15 protein-coding genes are annotated in these 16,755 nt (G+C 35.6%); 8 read left to right on the top strand and 7 right to left on the bottom strand.

All coding sequences use genetic code 11. The features are described 5' to 3' along the window. Positions 1 to 271 precede the first annotated feature (271 nt). Positions 272 to 940, bottom strand: coding sequence for a hypothetical protein (locus tag R2Q16_RS15420; RefSeq protein ID WP_316738194.1), 669 nt, complete (start codon positions 938 to 940; stop codon positions 272 to 274). Positions 941 to 1,046: 106 nt separating this feature from the next. Continuing rightward, a complete protein-coding gene (locus R2Q16_RS15415) occupies positions 1,047 to 3,725 on the bottom strand; it encodes a valine--tRNA ligase (RefSeq protein ID WP_316738193.1) in 2,679 nt (892 codons plus the stop codon). A 355-nt stretch (positions 3,726 to 4,080) separates the two neighbouring features. Here R2Q16_RS15415 and R2Q16_RS15410 point away from each other — a divergent pair, with 355 nt between their 5' ends. Genes R2Q16_RS15410 through R2Q16_RS15395 form a run of 4 tightly spaced genes read left to right on the top strand, consistent with a single transcriptional unit; the run spans position 4,081 to position 7,047 of the window. Continuing rightward, positions 4,081 to 5,415 (top strand): dihydroorotase, encoded by a 1,335-nt coding sequence (locus tag R2Q16_RS15410; protein ID WP_316738192.1) that lies wholly within the window; start codon positions 4,081 to 4,083, stop codon positions 5,413 to 5,415. Positions 5,416 to 5,448: 33 nt separating this feature from the next. After that, positions 5,449 to 5,649, top strand: coding sequence for a DUF2683 family protein (locus R2Q16_RS15405; protein ID WP_316738191.1), 201 nt, complete (start codon positions 5,449 to 5,451; stop codon positions 5,647 to 5,649). Positions 5,650 to 5,699: 50 nt separating this feature from the next. After that, positions 5,700 to 5,957 carry a Txe/YoeB family addiction module toxin gene (locus R2Q16_RS15400; protein WP_316738189.1) on the top strand — a complete coding sequence of 86 codons (258 nt, stop codon included), beginning with the start codon at positions 5,700 to 5,702 and terminating at the stop codon, positions 5,955 to 5,957. Position 5,958: 1 nt separating this feature from the next. Next, a complete protein-coding gene (locus R2Q16_RS15395) occupies positions 5,959 to 7,047 on the top strand; it encodes a DUF3810 domain-containing protein (protein ID WP_316738187.1) in 1,089 nt (362 codons plus the stop codon). A gap of 44 nt (positions 7,048 to 7,091) precedes the next feature. Here R2Q16_RS15395 and R2Q16_RS15390 read toward each other — a convergent pair whose 3' ends face one another. Further along, on the bottom strand, positions 7,092 to 7,673 hold the full coding sequence (locus tag R2Q16_RS15390) for a tRNA-(ms[2]io[6]A)-hydroxylase (protein WP_316738185.1): 582 nt from the start codon (positions 7,671 to 7,673) through the stop codon (positions 7,092 to 7,094). A gap of 192 nt (positions 7,674 to 7,865) precedes the next feature. Between R2Q16_RS15390 and R2Q16_RS15385 the strand changes: the two genes are divergently transcribed. Continuing rightward, a complete protein-coding gene (locus tag R2Q16_RS15385) occupies positions 7,866 to 9,092 on the top strand; it encodes a glycosyltransferase (protein ID WP_316738184.1) in 1,227 nt (408 codons plus the stop codon). Position 9,093: 1 nt separating this feature from the next. Here the strand turns inward: R2Q16_RS15385 and R2Q16_RS15380 are convergent, their stop codons facing one another. From R2Q16_RS15380 to R2Q16_RS15365, 4 genes are all read right to left on the bottom strand, one after another. Further along, on the bottom strand, positions 9,094 to 10,455 hold the full coding sequence (locus tag R2Q16_RS15380; RefSeq protein ID WP_316738181.1) for an acyl-CoA dehydrogenase family protein: 1,362 nt from the start codon (positions 10,453 to 10,455) through the stop codon (positions 9,094 to 9,096). 97 nt (positions 10,456 to 10,552) lie between these two features. Then, positions 10,553 to 11,269: a bacillithiol biosynthesis deacetylase BshB1 gene (gene bshB1 / locus R2Q16_RS15375; protein WP_316738179.1), complete on the bottom strand. Its 717-nt coding sequence runs from the start codon at positions 11,267 to 11,269 to the stop codon at positions 10,553 to 10,555. Beyond that, positions 11,269 to 11,778 (bottom strand): glutathione peroxidase, encoded by a 510-nt coding sequence (locus R2Q16_RS15370; protein ID WP_316738177.1) that lies wholly within the window; start codon positions 11,776 to 11,778, stop codon positions 11,269 to 11,271. The genes bshB1 and R2Q16_RS15370 overlap by 1 nt, the downstream gene beginning before the upstream one ends. 6 nt (positions 11,779 to 11,784) lie before the next feature. Then, the gene (locus R2Q16_RS15365) at positions 11,785 to 12,399 is read right to left on the bottom strand and encodes a DUF4294 domain-containing protein (RefSeq protein WP_316738175.1); all 615 of its coding nucleotides are present in this window, start codon (positions 12,397 to 12,399) and stop codon (positions 11,785 to 11,787) included. Between the two features lie 110 nt (positions 12,400 to 12,509). On the opposite strand from R2Q16_RS15365, the gene R2Q16_RS15360 reads away from it, so the two are divergent. The 3 genes from R2Q16_RS15360 (at position 12,510) to R2Q16_RS15350 (ending at position 16,712) form a co-directional block, all read left to right on the top strand. Beyond that, the gene (locus tag R2Q16_RS15360; protein ID WP_316738174.1) at positions 12,510 to 14,717 is read left to right on the top strand and encodes a bifunctional (p)ppGpp synthetase/guanosine-3',5'-bis(diphosphate) 3'-pyrophosphohydrolase; all 2,208 of its coding nucleotides are present in this window, start codon (positions 12,510 to 12,512) and stop codon (positions 14,715 to 14,717) included. Between the two features lie 180 nt (positions 14,718 to 14,897). Continuing rightward, positions 14,898 to 15,395 (top strand): transcriptional repressor, encoded by a 498-nt coding sequence (locus R2Q16_RS15355; protein ID WP_316738173.1) that lies wholly within the window; start codon positions 14,898 to 14,900, stop codon positions 15,393 to 15,395. A gap of 39 nt (positions 15,396 to 15,434) precedes the next feature. Then, positions 15,435 to 16,712, top strand: coding sequence for an adenylosuccinate synthase (locus R2Q16_RS15350; RefSeq protein WP_316738171.1), 1,278 nt, complete (start codon positions 15,435 to 15,437; stop codon positions 16,710 to 16,712). Positions 16,713 to 16,755 lie beyond the last annotated feature (43 nt).

Here is a 16,755-nt window from a genome sequence, read left to right as displayed (position 1 = left end):
CGTTTTAACAAGAACTAAAATATGATTTTTGCATCACTAGATTAAAAACGGTAAGTAATTTTTTTGAAACCGTTAGAGCAGAAAAATCTCATAAAAACACCCAAAAACACCGTAAGAGCATTTAAAAGCACTTTTTCGAAAAAGAAAACAATATGAAAAGAATTACGGAAAACGTTTGAAATTTATTATTGCATTAGAAACATAGGTGGAAATTGATTTTCTAATTAAATATTTAATTTTAATAAATTTCCAGAATAGATAAAGTTTCAACCTACTTTTTTGTAAATCCTACCCTCAACTCTTGAAAAACCAAAGTATCTCGACTTTGAATCTCAGACGGAAAAGCTAGATTCCATATACCATACATAACACCGTTGTAATATCCCCTTCTATTATAAAGATTTAATTTATAAGTAATTACAGGCATTACTAATTGATTGTTTCTAAACCAGGTGAAATAACTTAATTCACATTTGTATATCGCTTTAATGTAATTATCAACTTGAGGAATCGCTCTCAAATTGCGATTAAATCTATTAAGTTTGTATGGTATAAGTGTACTTTCGAGTGCCGTTGAACTATATATATTTTTTAGCAATTGTACATCAGAACGCATAATGAAACGACCGCTATCGAGATTTTCAATTTTATAAATATCGGGCGCCAAATCTATCCTTGCTGAATCTTTAGATAAAAATTCGACCTGATACCGAGGTTGTGGTTTAAATTGTGCTAAACCTCCATGTCTTTTTAAAAAATCCGCGATGATTCCTTGGTCTCTGACGATGCCATGATCTGTATACATCCGAACAGCCTGTGAAGAAATGATTTCAGTCGCTTCCATAGTATAGGGATAAGAGATTCTTTCATCATCGCTTATCTCCTTTTTACATGAAGCTAGAAAAATGATTAGAATCAAGAGGTTAATTTTGCGAGACATAATTTAGAGATTTATTGCAATATAGAAAAAGCCTTTCAGAAATTATCCTGAAAGGCTTTAGAAAACGATAATGTCTGTCAGACCTTATCGTTAAGAACATTTTTGATTAGCCTAACATTGCTAAACTCTCTTTAATTATTTTGATTTTCGCTTCAGCATCTGCTTTTTTATTACGCTCATTGGAAATAATTTCTGGCTTTGCATTTTGAACAAAACGTTCGTTACCAAGTTTTGCATCAACTGATTTTAAGAAACCTTGCAGATAAACTAAATCAGCATTTAAACGAGTACGTTCTGCATCAACATCAATATTTTCGGTTAAAGGAATAAAGAATTCATCTTTACCAGCCATAAAAGCAGTTGCACCAGGAATTTTATCGTTAACAATCTCAGCTTCTGAAACATTAGCTAGTTTGAAAACAATATTTAACCATTTTTCGTAATCAATACCAGAATTTACTTTCAAACTTAAAGGCAAAGCTTCTTTCGGCGAAATTTGTTTCTGGTTACGAACATTTCTAATTTCTGCAACAACAGTTTTAATTACCTCCGCGTCTTTTAATAATTGCTCATCAATTGCGCCACCTTTCGGGTATTCGGCAACAATACAACAATCCAATTCACCACGCTCTGCAAACAAATCATCATGCCATAATTCCTCTGTTAGGAAAGGCATATTTGGATGCAACAATTTGATAATTTGCTCGAAAAAGCCAACCGTAGCTTTATAACTTTCAGCATCAATTGGTTGCTGATAAGCTGGTTTTACCATTTCTAAGTACCAGGCACAGAAATCATCCCAAACCAATTTGTAAGTGGTCATTAAAGCTTCTGATAAACGATATTGCTTAAAGTTAGCTTCAATTTCTACCAAAGCTTCGTTAAATCGGTTTTCAAACCAGGAAATCGCTTGCGTATTTGGATTTTCTAAATTTTTATCAACTTCCCAACCTTTAACCAAACGGAAAGCATTCCAGATTTTTGATGCAAAATTACGGCCTTGTTCGCAGTAACTTTCATCAAACATTAAATCATTTCCAGCTGGAGATGACATCAACATACCTACACGAACCGCATCAGCGCCGTATTTTTCAATTAGGCCAATCGGGTCGGGCGAGTTGCCTAATGATTTAGACATTTTACGTCCCAACTTATCACGAACAATACCAGTTAAATACACATTTGTGAACGGTTTTTTGCCCATAAACTCATGCCCGGCCATAATCATACGTGCCACCCAGAAAAACATAATTTCTGGTGCGGTCACCAAATCATTGGTTGGATAGTAATAATTCATGTCTTTGTTATCCGGATTTTTGAAACCATCGAAAACCGAAATCGGCCATAGCCACGATGAAAACCAGGTGTCCATCACATCTTCATCTTGCTTAACGAAAGGCTCTAATTGATGTTTAAATCCAGCTTTTTCACTTTCAGAACAACTTTCATCTAAATGCTTTTTCTTCCAGAATTCTTCTAAAGCTTCATCCTTAGTCTTGGCTACAACCCAATTTCCTTTATCATCGTACCAAGCCGGAATTTGTTGTCCCCACCAAAGCTGACGAGAAATGTTCCAATCGCGAACGTTTTCCATCCAATGGCGGTAAGTGTTTTCAAATTTATTCGGAATCAGGTTTACCTCACCATTCAAAACATCATCCAACGCAGGTTGCGCCAATTCTTTCATCTTTACAAACCATTGCATCGAAAGTTTAGGTTCAATCGCAGCATCTGTACGTTCAGAAAAACCCACTTGCGATTTATAATCTTCAACCTTTTCTAAATGACCGGCCTCATCTAATAATTTAGCGATTTTCTTACGGGCAACAAATCTGTCTTCGCCCACTAAAATTACGGCCAACTCGTTTAAAGTTCCATCATCATTTAAAATATCGGTAACGGGTAAATTGTGTTTAACACCCAACTCATAATCATTCAAATCATGCGCTGGCGTAACCTTTAAACAACCTGTACCAAATTCTATATCAACATATTCATCCTCAATTACCGGAATTTCATGATTAACCAACGGCACAAAAACCTTTTTACCTTTTAAATGTGTAAAACGTTCATCGTTCGGGTTAATACAGATTGCAGCATCAGCCATAATCGTTTCCGGACGCGTAGTCGCCACAGTCAAATATTCAGGCTCGTCTTGATTCTTGTTACTTGATACCTGATACTTAATATAATACAGTTTTTGATTTACCTCCTTACGGATAACTTCTTCATCAGAAACAGCAGTTTTACCAGCCGGGTCCCAATTTACCATTCGGATGCCACGATAAATCCATCCTTTTTTATACAAATGAATAAAAGAATCGATTACCGCTTCCGATAAATCATCTTCCATCGTAAAACGCGTACGATCCCAATCGCAACTTGCACCTAATTTCTTAAGCTGCTCTAAAATAATACCGCCATATTTTTCCTTCCATTCCCAGGCATATTTCAAAAATTCTTTACGAGAAAGGTCTTTTTTATTGATGCCTTGTTCCTTTAACATCGCCACAACCTTCGCTTCAGTAGCGATAGAGGCATGGTCAGTTCCAGGAACCCAGCAAGCATTTTTACCTTGCATACGGGCTTTACGAATCAAAACATCCTGAATCGTATTGTTTAACATATGCCCCATGTGCAGCACTCCGGTAACATTTGGTGGCGGAATTACGATTGTGTAAGGCTCACGCTCATCAGGCTCTGAGTGAAAAAATTTTTTCGATAGCCAATAGCTATACCATTTATCTTCTGTTTCTGCAGGGTTGTACTTGGTGGAAATGCTCATGTATTATATTAAAAGCCCAAAAATAGCTAATTAAGCTCAAAGCTGAAAGACCAAAGTGGAAAGCTGAAACACTAAGCAGAAGCAAGGTGCCTTTATATTTCCGAAAAGCAATTTCAGCATTTCATTTTAAGGTTAGTCCTGCCATCCGCTTTACTCTCCCGAGAAAAATCAGGATTCGTGCTCGCTCCTGTCAGGTTTAGTTTACTCAAAACAGTAAAATAAACTCAGTTTGCAACTTGCATGCACCCCATTCTTTTACATAAAATTATGTAGAGGCAATGTTAATCAATTTACAATTTAACAATTAACCTAATTACCATTTAAACAATTAACCCAATTTACTACCTTTGAAACCATGAATGCTTACCTGATAAAAGCCGCCACAATTGTAAACGAAGGCCAAAAAATTGTTGCCGATGTATTAATTAAAGATGGATTTATTGCCAAAATCGGTCAAAACCTTTCAGCACCTGGCGTGCAAGAAATTAATGCCGAAGGACAATATCTTTTACCAGGTATGATTGATGATCAGGTTCATTTTCGTGAACCGGGTTTAACGCATAAAGCAGATATTTTTACCGAAAGTATGGCTGCCGTAGCAGGTGGAATCACGTCGTTTATGGAAATGCCAAACACAGTTCCAAATACGTTAACGCAAGAATTACTAGCCGATAAATATGCAATCGCTGCAGAAACCTCATTAGCGAATTATTCATTTTACATGGGCGCAAGCAATGATAATATTGAAGAAGTTTTAAAAACTAATCCTAAAAACGTTTGCGGTATTAAAGTTTTCATGGGTTCATCAACAGGCAATATGTTGGTAGATAACGAAAAAACTTTAGAAAACATTTTCAGTAAAGCACCAATTTTAGTCGCAACTCACTGCGAAGATGAAGCAATTATTCGCCACAACCTTGCAGCCTTTAAAGAAAAATATGGTGATGATTTAAATATAGACATGCATCCCTTAATAAGAAGTGCAGAGGCTTGTTATAAATCATCATCTTTAGCGGTTGAATTAGCGAAACAATACCAAACCCGACTACATATTTTGCATATTTCTACTGCAAAAGAAATTGCACTTTTCGATAATTCAATTCCATTAAAAGATAAAAAAATTACAGCCGAAGCTTGTGTTCATCACCTTTGGTTTAATGATAAAGATTACGCAACAAAAGGTAATTTCATAAAATGGAATCCTGCTGTAAAAACTGAAGAAGACCAAAATGGAATTTTAGCAGGTGTTTTAAATGATAATATTGATGTTATCGCAACCGACCATGCACCACATACTTTAGAAGAAAAAAATCAGCCTTATGCCCAAGCTCCATCTGGCGGACCATTAGTACAACACGCTTTACCGGCTTTGTTAGAAATGCATTTGCAAGGCAAAATATCGCTAGAAAAAATAGTTGAAAAAACGGCGCATAACCTTGCCATATGTTTTGATATTGAAAAGCGTGGGTTTGTACGTGAAGGTTATTGGGCAGATTTAGTTTTGGTAGATTTAAAAGATTCGTGGAAAGTAACCAAGCTTAATAATTTTTATAAATGTGGCTGGAGTCCTTTTGATGGCGATACTTTTCAGGCAAGTGTTACTCATACATTTGTTTCCGGTAATTTAGCCTATCAAAAGGGCAGGTTCACAACAGACCAGATTGGCAAGCGATTAACTTTTGAAAGATAGATTTGTTATATTTGTTTATTAAGTATTATTAAAATGGAAACATTAATCGTACATCCAAAAAGCGAAGAACAAGCTACAGCCTTAAAAGCAGTAATGAAAGTTTTGAAAATTGATTTTGAAACTGAGGAAAATTCGTACAATCCTGAATTTGTTAAAGAGGTTTTCGATGGCGTAAGTGCCCGTAAATCGGGTAAACAAGGTAAAAAAATCGACATTGAAGATATCTGGAAATAAGATAGAGATCCTTACCCTATTTATTGCATCCCATTTAATCTGCTTTAGGTATGCAAATAGAATTACACGAAAAAGCAATTGTTGATTTTGAATATTGGAAAAAATCTGGCAATAGGGCAATTCAGAGAAGAATAGAACAATTGATATTCGCTATTAAAGAAAATCCTTACATCGGTATTGGGAAACCAGAAAAGTTAAAATATGATTTGTCTGGTCAATGGTCTAGAAGAATAAACGAAGAACACAGGATAATTTATGATATTGTTAACGATACACTACATATTTATTCATTAAAAGGGCATTACTAATTTGTTTAAGCATTCGATTTATAAAATATTTACCATTCTAATCAGCCTATCTTTACTGATTTTTCTTTTTGGCTTATTTCCTTCGGCTGTTCAAAAATATTATTCTATAGGAATCTACCCATATATTTCTTCAGCTTTAAGGTATATTTCTTCAATTTTTCCAATTGCCATTGGCGATATTATTTATGCGATATTAATCATCTTTTCCGTTTACAGAATCTACAAGTTCATTAAAAACAGAAAGAAACTTCTAAGGCAACATAGAATCACGGTTCCATTACAGATTTTAAATTTCTTTCTGGTTTTATACATAGTTTTCAAAATTGTTTGGGGTTTAAATTATAGTCGCCCAAGTATTAGCGAAGAGTTAGGAATTGGTAACGAAAAATACTCGGTGAAAGAGTTGGTTTTATTAGGTGACTACTTCGTAAGAAAGACAAATGATTTAAAGCTAAAACAGAAAGAAAATCCAAAATATAGTATTAAAGAATTAGAGGTTAATTCGGCAAAGGCTTATCAAATAATGGAAAGTAAAAATCAATTATTCAGATATTCAAACCCTTGTTTAAAAGCTGTATTAAATCCCTATTTGGTTAGCAAAGCTGGTATCGAAGGTTATTATGCGCCATTATCTGGCGAAGCCAACATAAATACAAATCTTCCTGAATTTATAAAACCTTACGTTTCTTGCCATGAAATTGCTCATCAATTAGGTATTGCTTACGAAGATGAGGCTAATTTATTGGGCTACTTAACCGCAAGTAATAGTCCGAATTTACCTTACCAATATTCTGGAAATTATGAAATGCTCAGGTATATTTTATTTGAAATCAAAATAAAATCTCCCGAAGATTATAAAATATTACATGATAAATTATCTATTGGAGTTTTGGCCGACTTTAAAACTGAAAAAGAATTTTGGCGTAAGTATAATGGCGAAATGTTTGGTTATATGGATGCCGCCTTTGATAGTTTCTTAAAACTTAACAATCAGAAAAAAGGCATTAATAGTTATCAGGATATTGTGATTTGGCTGTGGAATATTCATAAGCCAGAGGTCGGGAGACATAAGTCAGAAGATAAAAAATAGCATTTAAAGGCAAAAACTTCTGCCCTCGGACGTCCAACTTCAGACTACCCATGAATCGCCTCTTTTGTGCCGAAACTTTGGATTAAATTACCTTCAAAATCTAACCATTCTTTCCAGCGTTTATCAACATCAACATCTGTGCTGTATTTTCTCGCAAAATTTAAGAATGTGGTGTAATGTGTTGCTTCAGAAATCATTAATTCGTGATAAAACTTGGCTAATTCTTCATCCTTAATATTTTGAGAAAGCACGCGAAAACGCTCGCAGCTTCTGGCTTCAATCATGGCTGCAAACAATAACCTATCAATAAAAGCCTGGTTTCTACTCCCGTCTTTTTTGCTGAATTTAACCAAACGGCCAACGTAATCATCTTTCCGCTCGCGAGTTAAGGTGTAACCACGTTGTTTTATAATTTCAATTACCATTTTAAAATGCTGCATTTCTTCAATTGCAATCGCGGTTAATTCATCAACCAAATCCTGATGTTCTGAATTTTGAGTGATTAGTGTAATAGCATTTGAAGCCGCTTTTTGTTCGCACCAGGCATGGTCAGATAGGATTTCTTCTAAATTTGATTCAGCAATATTTGCCCAACGTGGGTCTGTTAATAATTTTAATCCTAACATGTGGTTATTCGTAATTGAGTTGCAAAAATAAGATTTTCCCGCAGATCGAAGCAGATTTAAAACCGCAGATTTAAATGGATTTTTAAATATTATTAACAATCTGCGATCATCTGCGACCCTAATCCTTCTTAAATCTGCGGGAAATTAATTCAACCCTAATAAAAAACCTTTATTTTGCAGAAATATTGAACCATGAAGGGAAAGAAATTATTGATAATTGGATTTGTTTGGCCGGAGCCTACTTCATCTGCAGCTGGTACTCGAATGATTCAATTAGTTGATTTATTTCTAGATAACGGCTACGATGTTACTTTCGCCTCGGCTGCATCAAAAAGCGATTTTAGTTATGATTTTAGCGATAAAAAAGTTGTTGAGCAAGAAATAAAGCTAAATGATAATAGCTTCAATTCATTTCTAAAAAATTTAATGCCAGATATTATTTTATTCGACCGGTTTATGGTTGAAGAACAATATGGATGGCGAGTGCAACAAGAATGTCCAAACGCACTTAGAATTTTAGATACTGAAGATTTACACTTTTTAAGAAACGCCAGACAGCAAAGCAATAAAAAAAGTAAAGGTTTAGATTTATTTAACGATGTTGCCAAAAGAGAAATTGCTTCGATTTTACGATGTGATATTTCTTTAATTATTTCAGAAACTGAGATAAATCTTCTCCAGGAGAAATTCAAAATTGATTCTGCTTTACTCTATTACCTGCCATTTCTAGAGCGAAAAATTACACCAAAAATTATCCAAAATTGGATTCCATTTGAAGAAAGAGCAGATTTCATATTCATTGGAAATTTTCTTCACGAGCCTAATTGGAATACGGTTCAGGTCTTGAAAACAAAAATTTGGCCTGTACTAAGAAAAAAACTTCCGCATGCGAGCATGAATATTTATGGTGCTTATGTTTCGCAAAAAGTTTTACAACTCGAAAATAAAAAGGAGAATTTTTTCATCCTCGGTAGAGCAAAAGATGCCAGGGAAGAAATATTAAAAAGTAGAATTTTGCTTGCTCCGATTCAGTTTGGTGCTGGCGTAAAAGGTAAATTTATTGATGCCATGCAAGTTGGAACGCCATCTGTAACCACAACAATTGGTGCAGAAGCGATGAAGGGTCCGTTTGACTGGAGTGGCATTATTGAGGATGATTTGGAGGTTTTTATTGAAAAGGCTGCTGAATTGTATAACGACAAAGAAGCTTGGATTTCAGCGCAGCAAAATGCTGTCCATATTATTAATGAACGATATGCTAATGCAGAAATTTCAGAGAACTTTATCTCAATATTAGACAGCTTAAACTTAGCTCAACACCGCCAAAATAACTTCATCGGCCAAATTTTAAATCACCATACCAATCAATCTACAAAGTATATGTCTCTATGGATTGAGGAAAAAAATAAGAAAATTTGATTTAAACAAATGCCGAAAAGCCTGTAATAGCCCTACCAACAATTAGCGTATTAATTTCTTTAGTGCCTTCGTAAGAGTAAATTGCCTCGGCATCGGCTACGAAACGAGCCACATTATACTCCAATAAAATTCCGTTTCCGCCCATAACTTCGCGAGCTTTACTTACAACATCTCGTGTACGCAAAGAGCAAAAAACCTTCGCTAATGATGCGTGTTCATCCTTTAACAGACCTTGATCTTGCAATTGAGATAACCTGAAACACAAAGTTTGCATTGCGGTTAAATTCGATAACATTTCGACCAAATGGTTTTGAATTAATTGAAATGACGCAATTGGTTTTCCAAACTGTTTTCTGGTTCGAGTATAATCCAAAGCATTTTCGTAAGCACCACGGGCACAACCCACAGCTTGCCAGGCAACGCCTGCTCTGGTCATTTGCAAAACTTTGGCAGTATCTTTAAAAGAATTGGCATTCTGAAGTCGGTCGCTTTCTTCAACTTCGCAGTTTGTTAGGGTTATAATTCCATTCTGTACAATTCGCAAAGCCATTTTATCTTGCATTTTTTCTACTGCAAAACCCGGATTATCTTTCTTAACAATAAAACCCTTTACATCGCTACTATCTTCATCTCTGGCCCAAATAATTAAAATATCGGCAAAAGTTGCGTTACCAATCCACTTTTTCTGCCCATTTAAAATCCACTTTCCGTTGATTTGCTTGCAAGTTGTAGTTAAACCGCCTGCTGCTGCAGAGCCAACTTCAGGCTCAGTTAAACCGAAAGCACCAATAATTTTAAACTTTTGCATTAACGGCAACCATTGTAGCTTTTGTTCTTCTGAGCCGCATAAATATATTGAACCCATTGCCAAACCACTTTGTACGCCGAAAAAAGTTGAAAGCGAAGTATCAATTCTAGCCATTTCCATCGCTAAAATCCCTTCCATCAAATTTGATTTTCCCGGACAGCCATAACCTTTATAGGTTAAACCGCAAATATTAAGTTCGGCTAGTTTTGGAATAATTTCATGAGGGAACTCGGCCTTATTCCAATAATGGTTTACGATTGGCTTCACTTCTTTCTCAAGAAAAGCCCTAACTTTTAGCTGTAATGCACGGTCCTCATCTTTCAATGCTTCATCACCTAATTGGTAAAAATCGCCATCTATTGGTGGGAGTTCTTTCTTTTTACCCGAGCCGCCCATCATTTTCATCATACCCGAGATTTGTTTATCATCGAGGCTTGAAATTGTTTCGACCATTTTAGGTAAATCTACTTTTTTAGAAAGCGCATCTAATTTGGCAAAATCTACATGCTTAAAAAGATTGTACGCGTTTTTGATTGAAGAGAATATGTTCGCCATTATTATTCGTTTTGAGAGTAACAAATAAAGGACGATTTTGTTGGAAATGATTGTTTACCACCTAAGAAATCTTCGAAAACCTTAGGTGGTAAAAAGTTTATTTTAAATCGAATAAATTATCTACACCTAACAATTTTCTGGAAGTGAAGCCTTCGCCGAAAGTTGCGCCAATACTTTTACCAAACTCTCTTGAACGGCCTACTACCGTTTCAAAAAATTCAGGAGATGAAATATAAGTTTGCAAACCATCAACATCAGGATTGTAAAATTGAGTTTTGAATGCTTTTATAGATTCGATTTTCTTATCCATATGTTCGGAAATATCTACAATGATATCTGGCTTCAAATATCTATCCTGAATGTATTGTAACAATAGTCTTGGGCGATGTGCAATTTGTTTCTGGCCATCAACTTCGGTTTCAATTTTTGGTAAACCAGATAAAAATACTGAATCGTAAACTAAATCTCCTGCTCTGCCGTGGTCAGGATGACGGTCTTCAAGTGCATTGCTTAAAATAATTTCCGGTTGATATTTTCTAATCGCTTTAATCACTTCCAGGCGATTAAATTCATCATTCTGAAAAAAACCATCACGCAATCTTAAATTCTCACGGGCATGTAAACCTAATATTTTTGCAGAATCTGCAGCTTCTTCATCGCGGGTTTCCGCTGTACCTCTTGTACCAAGTTCTCCTCTGGTTAAATCTACAATTCCAACTTTCTTACCTAAGGCAATGTGTTTTAATATCGTTCCCGAACAGCAAAGTTCTGCGTCGTCAGGATGAACAGCTATAACTAAAATATCTAATTTCATTATGATTTTGCATCCAGCAGGCGCTGGATTTTTTTCTTAATTTTTGAGCTTAAAGGTTTAGTAAATGGAAAAAAATAATCTTCCACTTCTCCTTTTTTATTGATAAGGTATTTATGAAAATTCCACCTTGGGGTTGAGGTTAGCTTAGTATTTTGCTTTTTATCACTTAAAAACTGATAAAGCGGGTGTGCGTGTGCACCACGAACCATTATTTTATCGTAAACCGGAAATTTAACGCCATGATTTATTTCGCAAAAATTGCTGATGTCATCACCATTCAATGGTTCTTGTTTGCCAAAATCATTTGTTGGAAAACCTAAAATTTCAAAATCTGGATTTCCAATCTCATCTCTAAGCTTTTGCAATTCGCCAAGTTGTGGTGTAAAACCACATTCTGAAGCAGTATTAACAATTAACAAAACTTTATTTCGGAAAGCTGAAAGCGGCTGCTCGTCGCCCGTTATCTTCTTCACCTTGAATGAATAGATATTAGGAGTATTTTCTTTCATTACGTATTATTGGTAGAATCCAGAAGCTCTGATTATTGATTCAATATCTCGCTCCTCATTAATGTTGTACTCGCTCTTTAAGTTATGGCCAACAACCCTGGCAATAACCTGATAGGAGAACGCTGCAAAGCCACCTTTTGTTTGCTTTACAATGTCATATGTTGTACGTCCCACCTCCCTATCAATAAGCTTCGTTAAAATTTGACCTTGAGTAATTGTTAAATCTTTTATCTCGCGGTTAAACATATCTTTAATTTCTTTATCGCATTGCTTAACCAACTCTTTCTGGCGTTTTTTCTCTGTAGTCGTCACCAAATCACGTTCTAACTGCTCGTATCTGCGTTTAGCAAATAAGGCATAAGGCATTACTTTTAAAACATTGTAACGCAACCTATTATAAGCAGCTTGTTCTGCCGGAGATTTAAAAATATGCGGCGCTGTAATTGTTACATCGTAAAGCTGCATCCAGGGAATCATAACACCGTTATCATTTGTAGAGGTAACTCTAATGGTATCTAATTTTCCCAATTTTGGAAAAACAGGCTCAACATTTTCCTGTGCTTGCAATGTTGCACTAAAAATGATGACAAAAAATAGAATGATAAGCCCTTTAAAATTCATAAATTTATACCTCAACAAAGTTAGGGGTTATTTCATATATTAGGAGTTTTATAAAACTAATATAAGTTTTATTGAATAATAAGACGCAATATTTTACGCAAAAAATACAAATGAAAACAGAGTTAGTGATTGATTTAGAGGCAGAGAAGAAAGAAATATTAAAAAGATATAGGGCATTACTCCGTGCAAGCAAATCCACATTGCAAAAAGGAGATAAAAAAGAAATCAGAAAAGCATTTGATATGGCACTTGAAAGCCATAAAGATATGCGGAGAAAATCTGGAGAACCATATATTTATCACCCAATTGCTGTAGCGCAAATTGCTGCCGAGGAAATTGGTTTGGGTACAACATCGATTGTTTGTGCTTTGCTACATGATGTTGTTGAAGATACAGATATTACGTTAGATGATATTGAACGTGAATTTGGTAAAAAAACCGCCAAAATTATTGATGGATTAACCAAAATATCTGGTGTTTTTGATACCAATAGCTCGCTGCAAGCAGAGAATTTCCGTAAAATGTTGTTAACCTTAGCTGATGATGTTAGGGTTATCTTAATAAAATTAGCAGACAGGTTGCACAACATGCGTACGATGGATTTTATGCCTCGTCATAAACAATTGAAAATCGCCTCGGAAACCATCTATTTATATGCGCCTTTGGCCCATCGTTTAGGTTTATATGCAATAAAATCAGAGCTTGAAGACCTTTCGATGAAATATCTTGAGCCTGAAACTTATAAATTTATCGCCAAAAAATTAAATGAGAAAAAAGCAGAGCGAAATCTATTCATCAAGAAGTTTGTTGAACCAATTGATGAAATTGTACATGAGCAAGGTTTAGTTGCCGCGGTTTACGGTCGCCCAAAATCTATTCATTCCATTTGGAATAAAATGAAGAAGAAAAATATTCCTTTTGAAGAGGTTTATGACCTTTTTGCCATCCGGATTATTTTAGATAGCCCATACGAAAACGAGAAAGCAGATTGTTGGAAGGCTTATTCGATTGTAACTGATTTATATCGTCCAAACCCTGATCGTTTAAGAGATTGGGTTTCATCCCCGAAGGGAAACGGTTATGAATCATTGCACACAACTGTAATGGGGCCTCGCGGACAATGGGTTGAAGTACAGATACGTACACAACGCATGAATGAAATTGCGGAGAAAGGTTTTGCAGCGCACTGGAAATATAAAGAATCGAGCAATGATAACGGCTTGGATCAGTGGATTCAGAAAGTTCGCGAAATGCTGAACAACCCTGAAGCTAATGCTTTGGATTTTCTGGATGATTTTAAAATGAATTTATTCTCTGATGAGATTTTCATTTTTACGCCAAAAGGTGCTTTAATTCAATTACCATTAGGCGCAACAGCTTTAGATTTTGCTTTTGAAATCCACACCGATGTTGGCGCAACTTGTATTGGCGCAAAGGTAAACCACAAACTTGTTCCGATTTCTTATAAGCTTCAAAACGGCGACCAGGTTGAAATCATTACTTCGAGCAAACAAGCGCCGAAAGAAGATTGGTTAAATGTTGTGGTTACGGCCAAGGCAAAATCTAAGATAAAATCATCCCTGAAGGAAGAAAAAAGAAAAATTGCCGAAACTGGAAAAGAGATTTTAGAACGTAAGTTAAAGTCGCTTAAAATCACTTATAACACTGATAATTTAAACAAAATCAGCTATTTCTTTAAGCTTTCTTCAACACAAGAGTTATTTATTCAGGTTGCGTTAGGTAAAATAGAACTTAAAGATATTAAGGAATATCTGGTAAGTGAGAAAGAAATTGAAACCCGCGGACCTGAGCGACCTGAAAATTTAAGTGTTGATGCTATAAAAGGTAAAATTAAAGGGCCAGAATCTGATATCTTACTTATTGGTGAAGACATGCAAAAGATAGATTATACGCTTGCTGCATGTTGCAATCCAATTCCTGGAGATGATGTTTTTGGTTTTATTACCGTGAGTGAAGGCATTAAAATTCACCGTACAAACTGCCCGAACGCAGCACAATTAATGTCGAATTATGGCTATCGGATTGTTAAGGCAAAATGGAACAAGCAAAAAGAACTAACTTTTTTAACTGGCTTGCGCATTATGGGTATCGATGATGTTGGTTTAATTAATAACATCACTAAAGTAATTTCTAACGATTTTAAGGTGAATATGCGTTCCATTACGGTTGATACAAATGAAGGTATTTTTGATGGTTCGATAATGATTTTTGTAAACGACACCGAGCATCTGGAAAAATTAATTAAGAATTTAATGGAAGTACGTGGCGTAACTGGTGTTACCAGATTTGATGCTTAAATAGTCGGAAGTCAGAAGTCTGAGGTCAAAAGTTTTTAAGTATTATTTCAGAAATTCTGACTTTGAGGATCATTTTCTTCGGACTGTGGTCTTTAAACCTCCTACTTATTACAACATTTCAACAATCAAAAGCTACAACAATCCAACAATTTAACTACCTTTGAACGGAGTTTAAAAACTATGTCAGAACAGAAAACAAATGAACTTGTTCGCAAGATTTTTGAAGCTTATTTAGAGAACAAAAATCTTCGTAAAACACCTGAGCGTTTCGCAATATTGGAAGAAATCTATTCAAGAAACGATCACTTTGATGTGGAAACACTCTACATCCACATGAAAAACCAAAAATATCGTGTAAGCCGCGCTACAGTATATAATACTTTAGAGCTTTTGGTTTCTTGTGATTTGGTTACCAAGCATCAGTTTGGTAAAAACATGGCACAATTCGAAAAATCTTATGGTTACCGCCAACACGACCATGTAATTTGTATCGAATGCGGTAAGGTTGTAGAATTTTGCGATCCTCGAATTCACCAAATCCAAACCATGGTTGGCGATCTTTTAAAATTCGATGTTAAACACCATTCGTTAAACCTTTATGGCTTTTGCTCAGATTGCAGCATGGCAAATAAAGTAAACGAACATGCAGCAGCAACTGCAAAAATTGAAGCAAATTAAATCAATCCAAAAAAATAAAACCAGCTTAATTTTTTAATAATGACGCAAGTAGATGTACTTCTCGGCCTGCAATGGGGCGATGAAGGAAAGGGAAAAATCGTTGACGTTCTAAGTCCGAAATATGATCTTATTGCCCGCTTTCAGGGTGGCCCAAACGCCGGACATACTTTGGAGTTCGATGGTAAAAAGTTTGTCTTAAATACTATCCCATCGGGTATTTTTAACGATAAAACCATGAATCTCATCGGTAACGGAGTAGTTATCGATCCAATTATTTTAAAAAGAGAGCTAGATAATTTGAAAAAAGCTGGCCATGATCCAGTTGCCGAAGGCAAATTAGTTATCGCCCGCAAAGCACACTTAATTTTACCAAGCCACCAATTATTAGATGCAGCTAACGAAGCTCGCATGGGCAAAAATAAAATCGGTTCTACCTTAAAAGGAATTGGTCCGACCTATATGGATAAAACTGGTCGTAATGGTTTACGCGTTGGCGACACAACACTTCCAGATTTCAAAGAGCGTTATCAAAAACTGGTAGAAAAACACACAGAAATTCTTTCTCATTACGAATTTGAATATGAATTGGCTGAAAAAGAAGCAGCGTTTTTTGAAGCAATCGAGTTTTTAAAATCAATTCCTCACGTAGATAGCGAACACTTTGTAAATGGTTATTTAAAAGAAGGAAAAGCAGTTTTAGCAGAAGGTGCTCAAGGAACTTTGTTAGATGTTGATTTTGGTTCATACCCTTTCGTAACCTCTAGCAACACAACTACTGCAGGTGCTTGTACCGGTTTAGGTATTGCGCCAAACAAAGTTGGTGCAGTTTACGGCATTTTCAAAGCCTATTGTACACGCGTTGGCGGCGGTCCTTTCCCTACTGAATTAGATAATGAAGTTGGCGAAAACTTACGTGCTTTAGGTCACGAATTTGGCGCTACAACTGGTCGTGCACGCCGTTGTGGATGGATTGACCTTCCAGCTTTGAAATACGCCATCATGTTAAACGGTGTTACCGAATTAATTATGATGAAAGCCGATGTTTTAGACACTTTCGACACAATTTACGCTTGTACGCACTACGAATATAATGGCGAAACAATTGATTATATGCCTTACGACATTATCTCGATTGAACCAAAACCAGTGTTAAAAGCGATTGATGGTTGGGCAACTGACGTTACTAAAATTACTTCTATTGATGAAATTCCAGCTAAATTGAACGATTACATTGCGTTCTTGGAGAAAGAATTAGAAGTACCAATTAAATTCTTATCGGTTGGTCCGGATAGAGCACAAACTTTGGAGTTACGTTAACACAATCATCATGCTGAATTTATTTCAGCATCTTAGTAACTTA

This window comes from Pedobacter aquatilis, from assembly GCF_032678425.1.
GTDB classification, from domain to species: Bacteria; Bacteroidota; Bacteroidia; order Sphingobacteriales; family Sphingobacteriaceae; genus Pedobacter; species Pedobacter aquatilis_B.
Note: the sequence above shows the minus strand (reverse complement) of the source record. Positions and strands in the feature narration are given on the sequence as shown.